Raw genomic sequence first — 18454 nt, forward strand, 5'->3', positions numbered from 1 at the left:
TTCCGGGTCAGCCGTTGATCGCCCGGAGCGCGGCGAAGACGCCGAGCACCCAGAGCGCGAGCGGCAGCAGACTGATCGCCAGCGCCGAGTGCAGCAGTTCGGCCGCGCGGCCCCAGTACGGCACCAGCCGGCGCCCGGGCACCGTCCACGACACGATCGCCAGCAGCGCGGTGAACGCCACGAGACCCGCCACCAGCAGCGGCCGCTCATCGGGCGTCAGGGACGCGGCAAGGGCCAGCGTCAGCAGCGCCACGCCCCAGATGCCGGGCAGCAGCAGCACCAGCCGCTGCGGCACATTGACCATGCCGCGCCCGTGCAGCAGCAGAAGCAGCGAGAGCACCGAGGCGGTCAGCGTCTCCGGCAGGTTCGGATCGTCGGCCAGCACCACGAGAGAGGCCGCGCAGACGGTGCCCGCCGCCCCGTAGAGCGCGGTCATCCAGCCGCTCGCCAGCTCGGTGCGGGTGGTCACGTCGCTGCCGGCGTAGGGCTCGATGCCCTCCTGGAGCTGCTGCGAGTTGGTCGGCAGCGAAGGCATCCGCATCCCCGCCAGCTTGAACGCCAGGGCCGGTACGAAACTGCCCAGCACCACCGCCAGCGCGGCGAGCACCGTCGCCGCCCCGTCCATCGTCAGATCGGCGGGCCCGGCCAGCGCCCCGCCCAGTGCGACGGCGCACCAGAACACCGCCGTCGCCAGGAAGAACGGCACGGACACCGCCGCGAGCGCGAGCCCCAGCACCGCACCGCCCGCCCCGGCGGCCCCCGCCGCCAACAGCCTCGCCCCGAGCACCTGATGCACATCGGGTCCGCCCAGATCGCCGCCCGGCAGCAGCCAGCCGGCCAGCGCCAGATACGGGCTCGCCATCGACCCGAGCACCGCGGCGGCCGCCGCGTCACCCACAGCCCGGCTCGCCGAGGCGGCCCCGGCCAGCAACAGCGCCCCCACCGCACCCGCCCCGGCGGCACGCACCCCGGCCGGGCCGCCCGGCCAGGCCAGCAGGGCCAGTCCGGCGATCAGTGTCAGCACGCACAGGGCGCGCAGCAGGCGCCTGCTGGAGTCCGCGGTCCAGCCGTGCAGCCGGTCACGCACCACACTGGCGATGCCGTCGACCAGGTCGTCCAGCCGCACTTCGGGCAGGGCGTCGGTGTGCGGTCGCAGATACAGCACCTCGCCGTCCTTGAGGTCGAGGGTCTCCAGCGTTCCCTCGTCGTCCAGGGCCGGTCCGCCCAGCCGTTGCAGCACCCAGCCGCTGTGGTCCAGGCCGTTCTCCTCCAGTTCCTCACCCGCGTAACGCAACACGGTGGGAAGGAGATCGGCCACCGGCACATCGGCGGGCACCGCAAGGTCGATGGTCTTTTCGGGGGCACGTATGGTGAGGCGGCACAGGCCCGCCACGGAGCTGTCGGTCAAGGTCAGGGCTCGCGTTCTCGGGGACTTGTCGGATGCGACGTGGACGCGCTTGGTGATCGGATGCAGACTACTGATCATCATCCGGGCCGTCGTCAACGGACCTCTCACGAGTCCCTGTTGGTCCGGAACCGTCCGGCTTGTGCGCCGGTCCGCACTCCTGTGCGCCCATCCCGGTCCGGTCCACCCGTCACGGCGGGCGGCCCGCCGCCGTCCGCGGCCCGCCGTCGCCGTCGTCGAAGGAGTCTGTTCGTTGAGTGTGGTCCTCTTCCGCCGCCCAGCCCGCCGTCGCGGCCCGGACATGCCCGAAGGAGAGCTGAACCTCCAGGAGCCACCGACCCTGCCGGAGACGGTTCCTGACTCCTCGGCGATCTGGACCTATCTCCCGATGGCCATGATGTCGGTGTCCATGATGCTGATGTTCATGCGTCCGGGCGGTGGCAGCAGTGTGTTCACCTACCTGGCACTCGGCATGATGGTCACCGCCTCGGCCGCCATGCTCATCGGCCAGATGATGCGCAAGGGCGGCGAGCGCAAACAACGGCTGCGCGGCGAACGCCGCGACTATCTGCGCTATCTGTCGCAGATCCGGCGCAGCGTCCACGAGGCGGTCAGCGACCAGCAGGAAGCCCTCGCCTGGCGGCACCCCGAACCCCGGGTGCTGCGCACCATGGTGCGCTCCACCCGGCTGTGGGAGCGCCGGGTCTCCGACGACGACTTCGCCGAGGTGCGCATAGCCGTCGGCGACCAGCAGCTCGCGCTGCGCCTCACCCCGACGGCGACCAAGCCGGTCGAGGACCTCGAACCGCTCTGCGCCCACGCGCTGCGCCGCTTCATCAAGGCGTACGGGGTCGTCCCCGACCAGCCCACCGGCCTCTATCTGCGGTCCTGGACCCGGATCCTGTTCCGCGGCGACGACCGGGCCGTACGGGACACCGTCCGCGCGGTCCTGTCCCAGCTCGCCTTCTTCCACCCGCCGGAGGAGCTGTGGATCGCCCTGTGCGTCGCCGACGAGCGGCGTGCCGAATGGGAATGGGTCAAGTGGCTCCCGCACAGCCAGCACGCCCAGGAGCAGGACGGCGCCGGCCCCTCCCGCCTGGTCACCTCCGCCTTCCGTGACCTGGAGGAACTGCTCGGCGCCGAATTCTGCGAGCGGCCCGTCTTCGACCCCGAGGCCGTGCCCGGCCGCGACGAACCGTTCACCGTGATCGTCGTCGACGGCACCACCGTGCCCACCGGCCACCGCCTGGACGGCCCCGGACTGCGCAACGTCGTCGTGCTCGACCTGTCCGGTGCCCTCAGCTGGCGCCCCGGCCGCACCACCCTGCGACTCGACGTGCGGCCCGACGCCCTGAACCTCGTTCGCACCGACCGCAGCCGCAAGGAGCAGACCACTCTCCTCGGCCGCCCCGACGCCATGGGCCCGGCCGCCGCGGAAGCGCTGGCCAGGCTGCTCGCGCCGTACCGGATGAGCCTCTCGGCGGACGCCGCCCAGCCGCTGGACACCGACGTCGAACTCACCACCCTGCTCGGCATCCCCGACCTGTACCGGCACGAGCCGGCCACCCTCTGGGAACGCTCCACCGGCGCGGCCCGGCTGCGCGTCCCGGTCGCCGTCGGCGCCGACGGAATCCCGGTGGAACTGGACATCAAGGAGTCCGCGCAGGGCGGCATGGGCCCGCACGGCATGCTGATCGGTGCCACCGGATCGGGCAAGAGCGAGCTGCTGCGCACCCTTGTGCTCGGCCTCGCCCTCACGAACTCTTCCGAAACACTCAACTTCATCCTGGTGGACTTCAAGGGCGGCGCCACCTTCCTCGGCCTCGACGAACTCCCGCACACCTCCGCGGTGATCACCAACCTGGCCGACGAAGTCGCCCTCGTGGAACGCATGCAGGACGCCCTGCACGGCGAACTCGTCCGCCGTCAGGAGCTGTTGCGCAGCGCCGGAAACCACACCTCCGCGCTGGAGTACGAGAAGGCCCGCGCGGCCGGGGCCGACCTCGAACCGCTCCCCAGCCTCTTCGTCGTCGTCGACGAGTTCAGCGAACTGCTCTCCGCGCACCGCGAGTTCATGGACCTGTTCGTGATGATCGGACGGCTCGGACGTTCACTCGGGGTCCATCTGCTGCTCGCCTCCCAGCGGCTGGACGAGGGCCGCATGCACCAGCTGGAGAGCCACCTCTCCTACCGGGTGGGGCTGCGCACCTTCTCCGCGATGGAGTCGCGCGGTGTGCTCGGTGTGCCCGATGCCTACCAGCTGCCCTCCCAGCCCGGCAGCGGCTTCCTCAAGAGCGGCGTCGATGCGCTGACCCGCTTCCGGGCGGCGTACGTCTCCGGCCCCTACCGCAAGCGGCGCGGCGCGGCCGTGCAGGCCAGGGTCGCCAGCCAGGTGATGCCCTGGACCACCGACTGGGTCGTGCCCCGGGCCCCCGCCCGTACCCCCGACCCCGAGCCGGCCGCCTCGGCCGAGGAGCCCGACACCGGCGACACGCTGCTCTCCGTCGCCCTGGACCGGCTGCGCGGCTCCGGACCGGCCGCCCACCAGGTATGGCTGCCGCCGCTGGACCTGCCGCCCGCCCTCGACCTGCTGCTGCCCTCGCCCGGGCCCGACCCGGAACGGGGCCTCACCCCGGCGGGCACCTCGGGGCCGGGCAGGCTCAAGGTGCCGCTGGGGCTCGTGGACATGCCGTTCGAGCAGCGCCGCGACCCGCTGACGGTGGACCTCTCCGCCGCCGGCGGCCATGTCGCGGTCGCGGGCGGTTCGCAGAGCGGCAAGTCGACCGTCGTACGGACCCTGATCAGCGCTCTGGCCCTCACCCACACCCCGCGCGAAGTGCAGTTCTACTGCCTGGACTTCGGCGGCGGCGCGCTCTCCGCGCTGTCCCGGCTGCCGCACGTCGGCGGTGTCGCGGGCCGGCTCGACACCGAACGCATCAGCCGTACGGTGGCCGAGGTGACCGCCGTGCTCAACGAACGCGAGCAGTTCTTCCAGGACCGGGGCATCGACTCGATGGCCTCCTACCGGCGCCGCCGCGCCGCCGGGGAGTTTCCCGAGGAACCGCACGGCGACGTCTTCCTGGTCGTGGACGGCTGGGCCACGGTCAAGCAGGACTTCGACTCACTGATCCCCACCTTCCACCAGATCGCGTCCCGCGGCCTCAACTACGGCGTCCACCTGGTCGTCACCACCGCCCGCTGGATCGAGCTCCCCGCCCAGGTCCGCGACCAGTCGCTGACCCGGCTGGAGCTCAAGCTCGGTGACCCGATGGACTCGATGATCGACATCCGCAAGGCGGCCACCGTGCCGCGCGGCGCCGGGCGCGGACTCACCATGGAGGGCAAGCTCCACTTCCTGACCGCCCTGCCCCGCATCGACGGCAGCGACAGCGCCGACGACCTCGCCGAGGGCGTCGCCGACCTGGTGGACCGGATCGCCGAACACTGGCAGGGACCACCGGCCCCGCCGGTACGGATGCTGCCGCACCGCCTCCCGGCCGCCGAACTCCCGGAGCCGGAGCGCACCGAGGGGCTGCGCGTCCCGATCGGCCTGGACGAGGAGACCCTCTCGCCGGTCTGGCACGACTTCGGGCGCACCCCGCACCTGATCGGCATCGGCGACAGCGAGAGCGGCAAGACCAATCTGCTGCGCCTGCTGGTCCGTTCCATCACCGCCCGGTACACCTCGGCCGAGGCCCGCATCCTGGTGGTGGACTACCGCCGTGAACTGGTCGACGCCGTGCCCGAGGAGTACCGCCTCGGACACGTCGTCGCGGTCGACGCCCTGCGCGAACTGGTCGGCGGCGCCGCCCGCGCCATCAAGACCAGGCTCCCCGGCCCGGACATCGCCCCGTCCCGGATGCGGCAGTGCGACTGGTGGACCGGGCCCCGGCTGTTCGTCCTGGTCGACGACTACGACATGGTCAGCGGCACCGGCTCCTACGACCACCCGTTCGCCCCGCTCCTGGACCACCTCGCGCTCGGCTACGAGGTCGGGCTGCACGTGGTGGCGGTACGGTCGGCCACGGGCTCCGGCCGCGGCCTCAACGACCAGTTGCTGCGCCGCCTGGACGAGGTCAACACGCCCGGCATGCTGCTGTCCTGCCCGCCGTCCGAGGGCTATGTGTTCGGCAATGTGAAGCCGCGCAACCTGCCGCCGGGCCGGGCCCAGTACATCGTCCGGCGCAAGGCCACCCTCGTGCAGACCGCACTGGCGGAGGAGGCCGGGGCCTGAGTGACACGGCAAGGGCCCCGGGGTGCGCGCACCCCGGGGCCCTTCGCGTTTCCGCGACCGGTCAGTCGCCCGTCGCGCCGGCCACCGGGCGGCGGTCCGCCGGACGCCAGCCGCGTGCGCGGCCGCGGGGTGCGACCAGCGCCGCCCACGCGACCAGCAGCGCGAGAGAGCCGCCTCCCACCGCGATCCACGCCGCCCTGCGGGTGGCACCCCCGCTGCCGTTGCCCGGCGGCATCACCACCGAGTCGTCCCGCACGGCCCGCGTGCGCTTCACCGGATCGGGCACGGAGGTGACGGCGGCGTACGGGTCCAGCCGCGGCACGTCCGCCGGATAGGCGGTACGGGTCAGCCGGTGCGCCGTCTGCGCGGCCGACAGCTCCGGATGCGCCGACCGCACCAGCGCGGCCGTGCCCGCCGCGTACGCGGCGGCGAACGACGCCCCCGACCCGATGAAGTGCCCCGTCCCGCGCGGCCCCACGCCCACGACCCCGTCACCGGGGGCGGCGAGGTCCGCGCCACGGGTGGCCGGCGCGCCGTCCGGGCGGGTGCCCCGCGCGTCCATGTCGATGACGGAGAGGACCCCCGGCGCCGAAGCGGGCCAGTAGTCGCGCGGCGGCTCGGGCTCCCGGCCCGGCGACGAACGCGCCGGGTCGGGGGTCGCGGCGGCCACGATCAGCGCGTCGTGGGAGGCCGCGTACTTCACCGCCGAAGCGAGCCCGGCCGAGTCGGCGGCCAGTGCGGGGGAGACCTGGATGACCTTCGCGCCCGCGTCGGCGGCCGCCCGGATACCGGCGGCGACCGAGGCCGCGGTCGCCGCCCCGCGCTCGTCGGTGCCCCGCACCGCGATGATCCGGGACTCCTGGGCCACCCCGGCGACCCGCACGTTCTTCGCGGGCGCGGCGGCGATCAGCCCGGCCACGAACGTCCCGTGGCCCACGCAGTCCGCCCCGGCGGAACCCACCGCCGAGACCCGGCCCGCGAGTGCCGGCGCCTGCGCCGAGACCCCGGTGTCCACCACCGCGACCTTCACCCCCGCACCCCTGCCGAACGACCAGGTGCGGGCGAGCTGGAGGTTCTGCTGCTCCCACGGCACCGCCGTGGCCCGTGCCTTCGACCCGCCGGTGCACGGATCACCGGCATCGAGCCGCGCGGGCATCACCGGCAGCCTGACCTTCTCACCGTCGGCCGCGGCGGGACCGGCGGCCGGCAGCACCATCGCCGCGGCCAGCAGCGCGGCGGCCGGAACCCGTCCGGCACGGCGTCCGGCCCTCACTCCGGCACCGCCTGCGGGCGTACGACGTCCTCCGGGAGCAGCAGCCGCAGATCGTCCAGACCGGGCGCAGCCATGGTGCTGAGCCGGCCCGCCTGGCGGGTCATCATGCCCTCCAGGACCTGCCGGGCCAGCCGCGCGTTGCCGAACGATCGGTCCCTGGGCAGCGCGTCGAAGTACTCGCGCATGACCGCGCCGGCGCCCGCGGCGCACTCGTAGCCGGACGCGGCCGCGTGCTGGCGGACGATGGTGACCAGCTCGTCCGAGGAGTAGTCGGCGAACTCCACCCGCCGGGAGAACCGCGACGACAGACCGGGGTTGGACGCCAGGAAGCGCTCCATCTCACCGGTGTAGCCCGCGACGATCACCACCACCTCGTCGCGGTGGTCCTCCATCAGCTTCAGCAGCGTGTCCACCGCCTCGCGCCCGAAGTCGCTGCTGCCCGAGGACCCTTCCGGGGTCAGTGTGTACGCCTCGTCGACGAACAGCACCCCACCCCTGGCCCGGTCGAACACCTCCCGGGTGAGCTGGGCGGTGTGTCCCACATACCGGCCGACCAGGTCCGCTCTGGCCACCTCGACGAGCTGGCCGCGCGGCAGCACCCCGAGCGACTTCAGCAGCTCGCCGTAGAGCCGGGCGACCGTGGTCTTGCCGGTGCCGGGCGGCCCGGTGAAGACCAGATGGTGGCTGATCCGCGGCGCGGGCAGCCCGGCCGCCTCCCGCTTCTTCGCGGTGGCCAGCAGATTGACCAGGTCGGTGACATCTCGCTTGACGGCGGCCAGACCCACCATGTCCCCGAGCCGGGCCAGCGGGTCGCTCTCCGCCCCGCCGTCGGCCGGCCGGCCGGACTCCGCGGCCGCGGCCTCCTCGCCGACGTCCTCGGGCAGCAGCCGGGTGAGGTCCTGCTCGTCGGCGTCGGGGAGCGCGGCCAGCCGGTACGCCTGACGGTCCACCATCTCCTCGAACACCTGCCGGGCGGCCCGGCCGTTGCCGAAGCCGGCGTCCCTGGGCATCCGCTCGAAGTGCGTGGCGAGGGCGCCGAGCGTCGACTCGTCGAGCTCGTAGCGGTGCTGGGCGCACATGCTCTCGATGATCGCGACGAGTTCGGGGACCGCGTAGTTCTCGAACTCGACCGTCCGGGAGAAGCGCGAGGCGAGACCCGGGTTGGAGCCGAGGAAGTCCCGCATCTCGTCCGCGTACCCGGCGGCTACCACGACCACGTCGTCGCGGTGGTCCTCCATCAGCTTCAGGAGCGTGTCGACCGCCTCCCGGCCGAAGTCGGCACCCGAACCCCGCCCGTCCGACAGCAGGCTGTACGCCTCGTCGACGAACAGCACCCCGCCCAGCGCCCGCTTGAACGTCTCGGTGGTCTTGATGGCCGTACCGCCGACGATCTGCGCCACCAGGTCGGCGCGCGACACCTCCACCAGATGGCCGGACGGCAGCGCGCCCAGCTCGGCGAGGACCGCCCCGTAGAGCCGGGCGACCGTGGTCTTGCCGGTGCCGGGCGGCCCGGAGAAGACCAGGTGCCGGCTCATCGGCGGGGCCGGCAGACCGAGGCGGGCCCGCCGCTGGGCGAGCTGGATCAGATTGACCAGCGTGCGCACCTGGTGCTTCACGTTCTCCAGGCCGATCAGCGCGTCCAGTTCGGCCAGCGGGCCGTCCTCGCGCGCCGCCCCCGAGCCGTCGCCGGAAGCACCGGTACCCGCCGGATCGGTGCCCTCGGCCTCGCCGAGTCCCCAGGCGTCCCGCTTGCCGTTCTCCGCGCTGGTCAGGTGCTCGACCGCCAGCCGGTCGCCCGGCAGGGCCTGCACCAGACCGCCGCCCTCGTTGTTCCGTGCCGTGCAGTTGACCACCGACACCGCGGCCGTGGTCTCCACCCGGAAGCCGTCCCGGCCCGAGCCGCTCGCCTCGCAGGCCGTGAACGCGCCCCGGCTGCCCTGGGCCAGCAGCACCCCGTGCCCCGCCGCGGCGGCGATCCGCAGCCGGGTCGCGGTCAGTTCGCCGCCGTCCTCGACCACCACACCCGAGTCGGTGGCCTCCCGGACGTCCCAGTCCCGGACGGTGACGCTGCCGCCCGCCGCCACCGACATGCCGTGCGCGGCGCCGTGCACGGAGCCCCCGCCGACGTAGACATTGCCGTTGTCGGCGACCCGGATCCCGGCGCCGCCCGGCCGTTCGATCTCGCAGTCCTCCAGCCGGCCCCGGCCGTCCTTGACGACCTCCACGCCGTGCCCCTTCGCGGCGCCGATCCTGGCCCTGCGCACCAGCGGATTGGCGCCGCTGCGTATCCGCAGGCCCGCGCCGCCCGCGTCGAGCACTTCGAGCCGGTCCAGCTCGGCGACCGACTCCTCCTCCAGCAGCACACCCGTCTGCGCGCTGTCCCGGACGGTCAGCCCGACCAGCACCGGGGAGGACGAGCCCCGCACATGCAGCGCGGCGTCCTCGGCCGAATCCAGCCAGCAGTCCTCGAAGGTGCCCCGGGCCCGGTCCGAGACCAGCAGGCCGGGGCCCTTCGTACGGGCGGTACGGCACCGGCGCAGCAGCGGATCGGTGCCGCCGGACAGGACGATGCCCGGCCCGCTGGTACCGGTCACCCGGATGTCCTCCAGCACCGTCCGGGCCGACGAGGAGAGGTGGACGCCCACCCCGGTGTCGTGGACCACGGTCCGCAGGATCCGGGTGGTGCTCTGCTCCTCCAGCGCGATGGACGGCTTGTCGGTGGAGGAGATGTCGCACTCCTCCACCGAGCCCTGTCCCTCGCCGTTGGCGAGGACCCCGTTGGCGCGGGCGTCGCGGATGGTGCAGCCACGCAGCGTGATCCGGCCGCGTTCGCCGATCACCACGCCCGAGGTGCCCAGGTGCTCGACCGTGCAGGACTCGGCGGAACTCTCCACCGCCGAGGTCACCACCACACCGGCGCCGCGCGGATTGCTCACCCGGCAGTCCCGCAGTGCCACCGAACCGGACCCGCGGGCCAGCAGGGCGGTCCACGAGCCACCGGTGATGTCGCAGCCGTCCATCGCGATCTGGCCGCGCGGCGCGTCCACCACCGGCAGCTCCTCGTCGCGGCCGCGCAGCACCAGATCGGTGAGCATCACGGCCTCGGCCTGGAGCACCACGGCGCTGCCGTGGGGCGGGCATATCTCGACGCTGCCGCGGGACTGTTCGGCGACGACGGTGACGGGGACGGTGATGACCAGACTCTCGGCGTAGGTGCCGGAACGGACGCTGATCACGGCGCCGTTGCGCGCCCTGGCGAGCGCCTCACCGATCGTTCGAAAGCCGTCGGGCCGCTCGGGACAGACCGTCAGAACCTGGCGTGACAAGCGGAATCCTCCTCCTTGGGGCCACACCGCGGTCCTGGGAACACATTGTCGGAGCGGGTGCGGCTCCATCATGCCGGAGTGAACCGCGAGAGCTTCGGCCGGAGCGGGAACGGCGCGTGAACCACGGCACGTCGACCCCCGGGCGGATCACCTCATCACGGGCGAAACGGGGCGGGAGGCCGATCGGCCCGCCGCCCCGTCCCGGTGTTCCGTGACTACTTGATCGCCTTGATCAGCTCGCCGTCGGTGGTGTCACCGCTGAGCTCCCAGAAGAAGGTGCCGCCGAGCCCCTGCTGGTTCTTGTAGTCCATCTTGGTGGAGATGGTGGCGGGGGTGTCGTAGCTCCACCAGTTGGTGCCGCAGTGGGCGTACGCGGTGCCGGCGACGGTGCCGGTGGCGGGACAGCTGTTCTTGAGGACCTTGTAGTCCTCGATGCCGGCCTCGTAGGTGCCGGGGGCGGCTCCGGTGGCGGTGCCGCCGGGGGCGTCCTGGGTGACACCGGTCCAGCCGCGGCCGTAGAAGCCGATGCCGAGCAGCATCTTGGCGGCGGGGACGCCCTGGGCCTTCAGCTTGTCGATGGCGGCCTCGCTGTTGAAGCCCTCCTTCGGGATGCCCTCGTACGCGGTCAGCGGGGAGTGCGGGGCGGTCGGGCCCTTGGCGTCCCAGGCGCCGAAGAAGTCGTATGTCATCGGGTTGTACCAGTCGACGTACTTCGCCGCGCCGCCGTAGTCGACCGCGTCGATCTTGCCGCCCTCGGAGCCGTCGGCGGAGATCGCCGAGGTGACCAGGTTGTCCGTGCCGAACTTGGCGCGCAGGGCGCCGAGCAGGTTGCCGTACGCCTCGCGTCCGCTGGTGTCACAGGTCAGGCCGCAGGCGTTGGGGTACTCCCAGTCGATGTCGATGCCGTCGAAGACATCGGCCCAACGCGGGTCCTCCACCAGGTTGTAGCAGGACTCGGCGAACGCGGCCGGATTCTTCGCCGCCTCACCGAAGCCGCCCGACCAGGTCCAGCCGCCGAACGACCAGATGACCTTCAGGTCCGGGTGCAGCTTCTTCAGCTTGCGCAGCTGGTTGAAGTTGCCGCGCAGATCCTGGTCCCAGGTGTCCGCCACACCGTCGACGGACTGGTCGGCGGTGTACGCCTTCTCGTAGTCGGCGTAGGAGTCACCGATGGTGCACTTGCCGCCCTGGACGTTACCGAAGGCGTAGTTGATGTGCGTGAGCTTGTCGGCCGAGCCCGAGGTCTCGATGTTCTTCACGTGGTAATTGCGCTGGTACACACCCCAGTTGGTGAAGTACCCGACCACCTTGTCGCCGGCCGCTGTGGGGGTCGCGTCGGCGGACGCGGGGGCCGCTGCCCGCGTGTCGGTGGGGGGAGTGCCGGCCGACGCGGAGCCCGCGACACCCAGCAGGGTGGCGCCGAGGGCGGCGGTACAGGCGGCTGCGGCGAGCGCCCGGAAGCGGGCGCGGGGACGATGCGGTCCGAACATCTTGTCTCCTCGTGGGGGAGGGAACTTGCTTGTGGGGGCAGGCAGTCGGCCATTGCATGGATTTGGCATGAACGTGCAAAGGCCGTTCGCCGGGAACCGTAGATGGACTAGACCAGTGAGGTCAATGGTTCGGACCATTTCCGGTGACCGTCGTTCCCGGCGCCGAGTCGCCCGGTGACCCCGTGACGGATATCGTCCGATCGGGCATACTCAAGCCGCCACAGCCGCTGGCCAGCAGCTCTCGTAATCCGAGGGGGCCGGCGTCGGCTGGGTAGCAGTGCTTCTCCGGGCCCGGCCCGGAAGCCCCCGGCGGCGCCGCCCACACCCCTCGCGCGCGACCGCCGCAACGCCCGACAGGGAGGAGAGCGCCGTCATGTCCGACCGTGCCCCGTATTTGGTGGAACGCCGTCTGCCCACCGAGGAGTCCAGGGAGCTCGTCGCGCTCGTCCGCGACATCGCCCAGCGAGAGATCGCGCCCCGGGCGGCTCAGGAGGAGGAGGCGGGCCGGTTCCCGCGCGAGGTCTTCTCGCTGCTCTCCGAATCCGGACTGCTGGGACTGCCCTACGACTCCGCCCATGGCGGCGGCGACCAGCCGTACGAGGTCTACCTGCAGGTCCTCGAAGAGCTCGCGGCGGCCCGGCTGACCGTCGGCCTCGGCGTCAGTGTCCACTCCCTGGCCTGTCACGCGGTCGCCGGATACGGCACCAAGGAGCAGCGGACCGAACACCTCCCGGCGATGCTGGGAGGCGGCCTGCTGGGCGCCTACTGCCTGTCCGAACCCGCCTCCGGCTCCGACGCCGCCTCGCTGCGCACGAAGGCCGTACGCGACGGCGACGACTGGGTCATCACCGGCACCAAGGCGTGGATCACCCACGGCGGTATCGCCGACTTCTACACGGTCCTGGCCCGCACCGGCGTCGAGGGCCCCCGCGGCATCACCGCGTTCCTGGTTCCCGGCGACGCCGAGGGGCTCAACGCGGCCGCCCCCGAGAAGAAGATGGGCATGAAGGGCTCGCCCACCGCCCAGCTGAACTTCGACGGCGTGCGGGTCTGTGACACGCGCCGGATCGGCGACGAGGGCCAGGGCTTCGCGATCGCCCTGTCCGCACTCGACTCCGGGCGCCTGGGCATCGCGGCCTGCGCCATCGGCGTCGCCCAGGCGGCCCTGAGCGAGGCCGTCGGCTACGCCACCGGGCGGCAGCAGTTCGGCCGCCCGATCGCGGACTTCCAGGGCCTGCGCTTCATGCTCGCCGACATGGCCACCCAGATCGAGGCGGGCCGGGCGCTCTACCTGGAGGCGGCCCGGCTGCGCGACGAGGGCAAGGCCTTCTCGCGCCAGGCGGCCATGGCCAAGCTGTTCTGCACGGACCTCGCCATGCGGGTCACCGTGGACGCCGTCCAGGTGCTCGGCGGATACGGCTACACCCAGGACTTCCCCGTCGAGCGGCTGATGCGCGAGGCGAAGGTGCTGCAGATCGTCGAGGGCACCAATCAGATCCAGCGGATGGTCATCGCGCGCCACCTCGCCGGTCCTGAGACGCGCTGACCCGCAGCGGCCGGTCCGACCACACGGGCGTCGTCATGATCCGGTTCCACTCCTGGTCATGGCGGCCCGGCAGGGTCCGGTCCGCGCTCTCCCAGCGACGCAGCAGCGCCCGGTAGATGGGCGGATCGGCGGAGTGCGGCACCGGTCGCGGCAGCGACCGGGGAGCCATGGGCTGCGGAACCGATTCTTCGGCGATGGGGGCGGCGAGACGGCGGCGGCCGGGACCGGCCGTTGAATGCAGCGGGGTCATGACCGGCCAACGGTGCGGGGCGGGCCCCGGTCACTGTCCGGCCGATTCGAGAGCCCGTTCGCCCCGTCCCCGGGCGGTCATCTCCGCGGGCACCACGTCGGCCGGGCCGTCGTGGTGCGGCACAGATGTGCGGGGCGGGCCCGGACGGCGTCCGGGCCGGTCGCGTGCGAGGCGGCCGTCAGGCGGCGTGACGCCGCATCTGCGGCACCCGCAGCGGGCGCGAGCCGGGGCCGCCGGCGTGCGAGAACGGCTGCATCCTCCAGTCGAGCCCCTGAGGGAGCGTCAACAGCAGGCCCGTCTCCTGCTCCTGGGCGTCGAACGACTCGTCGGCGGGCCGCGACTGCGCGGCCGCTCGGCCGGTACCGGCACAGACGGTCAGCACGAACGGATTCCACGGCGTCGGGCACAGCGCGTGCTCCGGCAGTACGTCCTCGTCCGCCAGCAGCGCGATCGGCTGCGCGCAGTCCGGGCAGATCACCCGGTACATCTCGAAGGTGTCGTACGCGTCGGGAGCGGTGTCCTCGACAGGAGCGGAGTCCTCGACGGGATCCGGTTCGGTATGTCCGGTGAGCTTCAGGCTCTGCATGGGAAATTCCCCCCTCAGGTGGGCCGACCAGGCGACACGGCCTCGACCACAGCAAGCACTTCCCGTCGCGCATCGGCCGTAACCGCGAGGGGGTCGGCTACCGACCCGTAAACCTGTGGCATTCGTCACATGCCCGCCGCAGGTGCCCTTTCCGGGGCTCCCGCCGCTGTGCCTGGAGGTACCCGGGGCAATAGGTTGATCCGTATGGAGGAGCTGGACCGACAGATCGTGGAGTTGCTCGTCAAGGACGGGCGGATGAGCTACACCGACCTGGGCAAGGCCACGGGCCTGTCCACATCGGCGGTTCATCAGCGTGTCCGCAGGCTGGAACAGCGCGGGGTGATCCGGGGCTACGCCGCGGTCGTCGACCCCGAGGCCGTCGGCCTGCCGCTCACCGCGTTCATCTCGGTGAAACCCTTCGACCCGAGCGCGCCGGACGACATCGCGGAGCGGCTGGCCGACGTCCCGGAGCTGGAGGCGTGCCACAGCGTCGCGGGTGACGAGAACTACATCCTCAAGGTGCGCGTGGCGACACCACTGGAGCTGGAGCACCTGCTCACCCGGATCCGTACGCTGGCAGGAGTCTCCACCCGCACCACGGTCGTCCTGTCAACGCCGTACGAGGCACGGCCGCCGCGGATCTGAGGGGGTCGCGGGCCGCGCGGCTGCGGACAGGCGCGAGACTGGTCCCATGACCGAGAGCACCGCCCCCCAGAGCGAACACCGCACCGTGCTGCTGCGCGGTGGAGACGTCCACAGCCCCGCCGACCCCTTCGCCACCGCCATGGTGGTCGAACGCGGCCATGTCGCCTGGGTGGGCTCGGAAGGGGCCGCCGACGCCTTCGCGAGCGGCGTCGACGAAGTGATCGACCTCGACGGCGCGCTGGTGACCCCCGCGTTCACCGACGCCCACGTCCACACCACATCGACCGGCCTGGCCCTCACCGGCCTCGACCTGTCCGGTGCCCGGGCCCTCGACGAGGCGCTGGACCTGCTGCGCGCCCATGTGACCGCGCACCCCGGGGACCGGGTCGTCCTCGGTCACGGCTGGGACGCCACCCGCTGGCCGGAGCAGCGCCCCCCGTCGCGCGGTGAGCTGGACGCGGCGGCCGGCGGACGCCCGGTCTACCTGCCCCGGATCGATGTGCACTCCGCGGTCGTCACCACCGCCCTGCTCGACCTGGTCCCGGGCGTCACCGGGCTGACCGGCTACCACCCCGACGCCCCGCTGACCGGCGCCGCCCACCACGCGGTCCGCTCCGCGGCCCACGGCGCCCTCTCGCCGCGCCAGCGCGCCGACGCCCAGCGCGCCGCACTGCGGCACGCCGCGTCGCTCGGCATCGGCACCGTCCACGAGTGCGGCGGCCCCGACATCTCCGACGAGGAGGACTTCGCCGGACTGCTCAAGCTCGCCGCCGCCGAGCGCGGACCGCGGGTCTTCGGCTACTGGGCCGAGCAGGTCGCAGACGAGAAGGACGCCCGCCGGATCCGGGAACTCGGCGCCGTCGGAGCGGCCGGGGACCTCTTCGTGGACGGCTCGCTCGGCTCGCACACCGCCTGCCTGCACGAGCCGTACGCCGACGGCCCGGCCGGACGCACCGGCACCGCACATCTGGACGCGGCGCAGATCGCCGCCCATGTCACCGCGTGCACCGAGGCGGGGCTCCAGGCCGGTTTCCACGCCATCGGCGACGCCGCTCTCTCCGCCGTGGTCGAAGGGGTCAGGGCCGCCGCCGAGACGCTCGGGCTGCCCCGGATCCGGGGCGCCAGGCACCGTGTCGAGCACGCCGAGATGCTCACCCCCGAGACCGTGGCCGCGTTCGCGGAGCTGGGGCTGACCGCCTCCGTCCAGCCGGCCTTCGACGCCGCCTGGGGCGGCGAGGAGGGCATGTACGCCCAGCGCCTCGGCGTCGAACGGGCCAGGACCCTCAACCCGTACGCGGCGCTCCTGCGGGCCGGTGTGCCGCTCGCCTTCGGCTCCGACAGCCCGGTGACCCCGCTCGACCCGTGGGGCACCGTACGGGCCGCCGCCTTCCACCGCACGTCCGAGCACCGGATCTCCGTACGGGCGGGCTTCACCGCCCACACCCGGGGCGGCTGGCGGGCCGTGGGCCGGGACGACGCGGGCACCCTGGTGCCCGGCGCACCGGCCGACTACGCGGTCTGGCAGACCTCTGACCTGGTGGTCCAGGCCCCGGACGACCGGGTCGCCCGCTGGTCGACCGACCCCCGATCGGGCACTCCCGGCCTGCCGGATCTCACCCCCGGCGCCGATCTGCCGGTCTGCCTGCGGACCGTGGTGTTCGGACGAACTGTCTACGAGCGGCCGAACGAGTGACGTCGGGCCGTCCCGCACCGTCACCCGTGGTGGTCCCCGTTCCGCCGCGACCTGCGGATCTTCGCTACTGACCAGGCAAGTTTCGTAAATATTGCAGGTCAGACGGCTATTGACAGAACGCGCCCACCGGCCGGTAGGTTCGGCCGAGTCCACCACAGGACGTCCGACCGGTTAAACCTCCACGCAGTCGTCGAACGCCGCTGGGTCATGGGGTGGTGTGCCGCACCGGCGCATCACCACTGACAGCCAGGTTCAGCGCCCGCGCCTCGGGGGCGAGGGAAGGTTTCAGCCGGACGGCGGTGCGACCCGGGTGGGGCCCGGACGTTCAGTAGACAACGGCTCTAGGTCGACCCGCAGCCAGCGGGTCCCAGGTCGGCCCGAAGGGCGCCGGGCCCCCATCCGTAGTTCCCGTCCGTGCTCGTACCCATGTTTCTGTCCGCACTTCCGGCCTTCTGTCCCCGGCGGCGCCCCGCACCGCCCGACCGCGTCGGAGACCGGCCCCGGCGCGCTGGATATGGTGTGCATCTGCGTACGGACTTAAGGGGCAGTAAGTGAACGACGGCGGTCAGCGGCGGTACGGCCCGCTCGGCAGAATCCTGGTGATCATTCCGACCTACAACGAGGCGGAGAACATCAAGCCGATCGTCAGCCGGGTACGTGCCGCCGTGCCGGACGCCGACATCCTGGTCGCCGACGACAACAGCCCGGACGGCACCGGCAAGGTCGCCGACGAGATCGCCGCCGAGGACAGCCAGGTCCAGGTGCTGCACCGCAAGGGCAAGGAAGGGCTGGGCGCGGCGTATCTCGCGGGCTTCCGCTGGGGCACCGAGCACGGCTACGGCGTGCTGGTGGAGATGGACGCCGACGGCTCCCACCAGCCCGAGGAACTGCCCAGGCTGCTCACCGCGCTCAAGGGCGCCGACCTGGTGCTCGGATCACGCTGGGTGCCGGGCGGGCGCGTGGTCAACTGGCCCAAGTCCCGCGAAATGATCTCCCGCGGCGGCAGCACCTACTCCCGGCTCCTCCTCGGGCTGCGGACCAGGGACGTCACCGGCGGTTACCGGGCCTTCCGCGCCGAGACCCTGGACGGCATCGGCCTCGACCAGGTCGCCTCGCAGGGCTACTGCTTCCAGGTCGACCTGGCCCGCCGCGCCGTCGAGGCCGGCTACCACGTCGTCGAGGTCCCGATCACCTTCGTCGACCGCGAGATCGGCGACTCGAAGATGAGCCGCGACATCCTGGTCGAGGCGCTCTGGCGGGTCACCTCCTGGGGCGTCACCTCCCGTACGAACCGGGTCCTGGGCCGCAAGGCGCTCTGATCCACCGCGCCCGCCGCGACCGGCGGCGGGCATCGGGTCCGCCCGCCGGTGATCACCCCCTTGCGCCGTTCGGACGCCCGTACGGGCACACTGGGGACCATGACGACCGGCACACCGCCCCCGACCGCCCCCAAGCGCTCTCGCGCCCGTACCTTCGTCCCCCTCGCCATCGCCGCCTGGGCGGTGCTGGAGATCTGGCTGCTCACCGTCGTGGCCGACGCGGCGGGCGGGTTCACCGTGCTGCTGCTCCTGGTGGCGGGGATCGTCCTCGGTGCCGCCGTGATGAAGCGGGCCGGCCGCCGGGCCTTCCGCAATCTCACCGAGACGCTCCAGCAGATGCCGGGGCAGCCCGGCGCCGCCGCCGACCCGCCGGCCACCGGTTCGGGCGGCAGGGGCAACGGCTTCCTGATGCTCGGCGGACTGCTGCTGATCATCCCGGGGATCATCTCGGACGTGGCGGGGCTCCTGCTGCTGGTGCCGCCGGTCCGTTCCCGGCTCGGCCGGTACGCGGAGCGTTCGCTGGAGCGCCGGATGCGCGCCGCGACCCCCGGCAGCCTCTCCGACGCCTTCCAGCAGGCCCGTATTCACCGGCCGGACGGAAAGATCGTCCAGGGTGAGGTCATCCGCGAGGACGGCGCACAGCCGGGTGCGCGCCCCGACGAGGGCCCCCGGCCGCCGCTGACTCCC

The 18454-nt window shown here is 72.6% G+C and carries 12 protein-coding genes; 6 read left to right on the plus strand and 6 right to left on the minus strand.

Annotated elements, in window-relative coordinates; genetic code table 11:
* Positions 1-7: 7 nt before the first annotated feature.
* Positions 8-1408: a type VII secretion integral membrane protein EccD gene (gene eccD / locus ACFVH0_RS27215; protein WP_385824311.1), complete on the minus strand. Its 1401-nt coding sequence runs from the start codon at positions 1406-1408 to the stop codon at positions 8-10.
* Positions 1409-1706: 298 nt separating this feature from the next.
* Between eccD and eccCa the strand changes: the two genes are divergently transcribed.
* A complete protein-coding gene (gene eccCa / locus ACFVH0_RS27220) occupies positions 1707-5639 on the plus strand; it encodes a type VII secretion protein EccCa (RefSeq protein WP_385824314.1) in 3933 nt (1310 codons plus the stop codon).
* Positions 5640-5700: 61 nt separating this feature from the next.
* Here the strand turns inward: eccCa and ACFVH0_RS27225 are convergent, their stop codons facing one another.
* The 3 genes from ACFVH0_RS27225 to ACFVH0_RS27235 form a co-directional block, all read right to left on the minus strand.
* Positions 5701-6912, minus strand: coding sequence for a S8 family serine peptidase (locus ACFVH0_RS27225; RefSeq protein WP_385824291.1), 1212 nt, complete (start codon positions 6910-6912; stop codon positions 5701-5703).
* Positions 6909-10238 (minus strand): right-handed parallel beta-helix repeat-containing protein, encoded by a 3330-nt coding sequence (locus ACFVH0_RS27230; protein ID WP_385824293.1) that lies wholly within the window; start codon positions 10236-10238, stop codon positions 6909-6911. Before ACFVH0_RS27230 ends, ACFVH0_RS27225 begins: the two co-directional genes overlap by 4 nt.
* A gap of 215 nt (positions 10239-10453) precedes the next feature.
* Positions 10454-11728 carry a glycoside hydrolase family 18 protein gene (locus ACFVH0_RS27235; protein WP_385824295.1) on the minus strand — a complete coding sequence of 425 codons (1275 nt, stop codon included), beginning with the start codon at positions 11726-11728 and terminating at the stop codon, positions 10454-10456.
* Between the two features lie 373 nt (positions 11729-12101).
* Here ACFVH0_RS27235 and ACFVH0_RS27240 point away from each other — a divergent pair, with 373 nt between their 5' ends.
* Positions 12102-13274, plus strand: a complete 1173-nt coding sequence (locus ACFVH0_RS27240) for an acyl-CoA dehydrogenase family protein (RefSeq protein WP_385824297.1) — start codon at positions 12102-12104, stop codon at positions 13272-13274.
* On the opposite strand, the gene ACFVH0_RS27245 is transcribed toward ACFVH0_RS27240, so the two are convergent.
* On the minus strand, positions 13237-13524 hold the full coding sequence (locus ACFVH0_RS27245) for a hypothetical protein (protein ID WP_385824299.1): 288 nt from the start codon (positions 13522-13524) through the stop codon (positions 13237-13239). The genes ACFVH0_RS27240 and ACFVH0_RS27245 overlap by 38 nt on opposite strands.
* A 178-nt stretch (positions 13525-13702) precedes the next feature.
* Positions 13703-14110, minus strand: coding sequence for a hypothetical protein (locus ACFVH0_RS27250; RefSeq protein ID WP_385824301.1), 408 nt, complete (start codon positions 14108-14110; stop codon positions 13703-13705).
* A gap of 204 nt (positions 14111-14314) precedes the next feature.
* Between ACFVH0_RS27250 and ACFVH0_RS27255 the strand changes: the two genes are divergently transcribed.
* The 4 genes from ACFVH0_RS27255 to fxsA form a co-directional block, all read left to right on the plus strand.
* Entirely contained in the window at positions 14315-14755 is a 441-nt protein-coding gene (locus ACFVH0_RS27255; protein WP_385824303.1) for an Lrp/AsnC family transcriptional regulator, read from the plus strand.
* Between the two features lie 46 nt (positions 14756-14801).
* Complete coding sequence (locus tag ACFVH0_RS27260) at positions 14802-16448, plus strand: amidohydrolase (RefSeq protein WP_385824305.1); 1647 nt, start codon at positions 14802-14804, stop codon at positions 16446-16448.
* Positions 16449-16999: 551 nt separating this feature from the next.
* Entirely contained in the window at positions 17000-17767 is a 768-nt protein-coding gene (locus tag ACFVH0_RS27265) for a polyprenol monophosphomannose synthase (protein WP_385824307.1), read from the plus strand.
* A 99-nt stretch (positions 17768-17866) separates the two neighbouring features.
* A partial coding sequence (fxsA, locus tag ACFVH0_RS27270; RefSeq protein WP_385824309.1) for an FxsA family membrane protein occupies positions 17867-18454 on the plus strand: 588 nt, incomplete at its 3' end.

Origin of the sequence: Streptomyces sp. NPDC127117 (assembly GCF_042677325.1) — a bacterium.
In the GTDB taxonomy this organism is placed as follows: Bacteria; Actinomycetota; Actinomycetes; order Streptomycetales; family Streptomycetaceae; genus Streptomyces.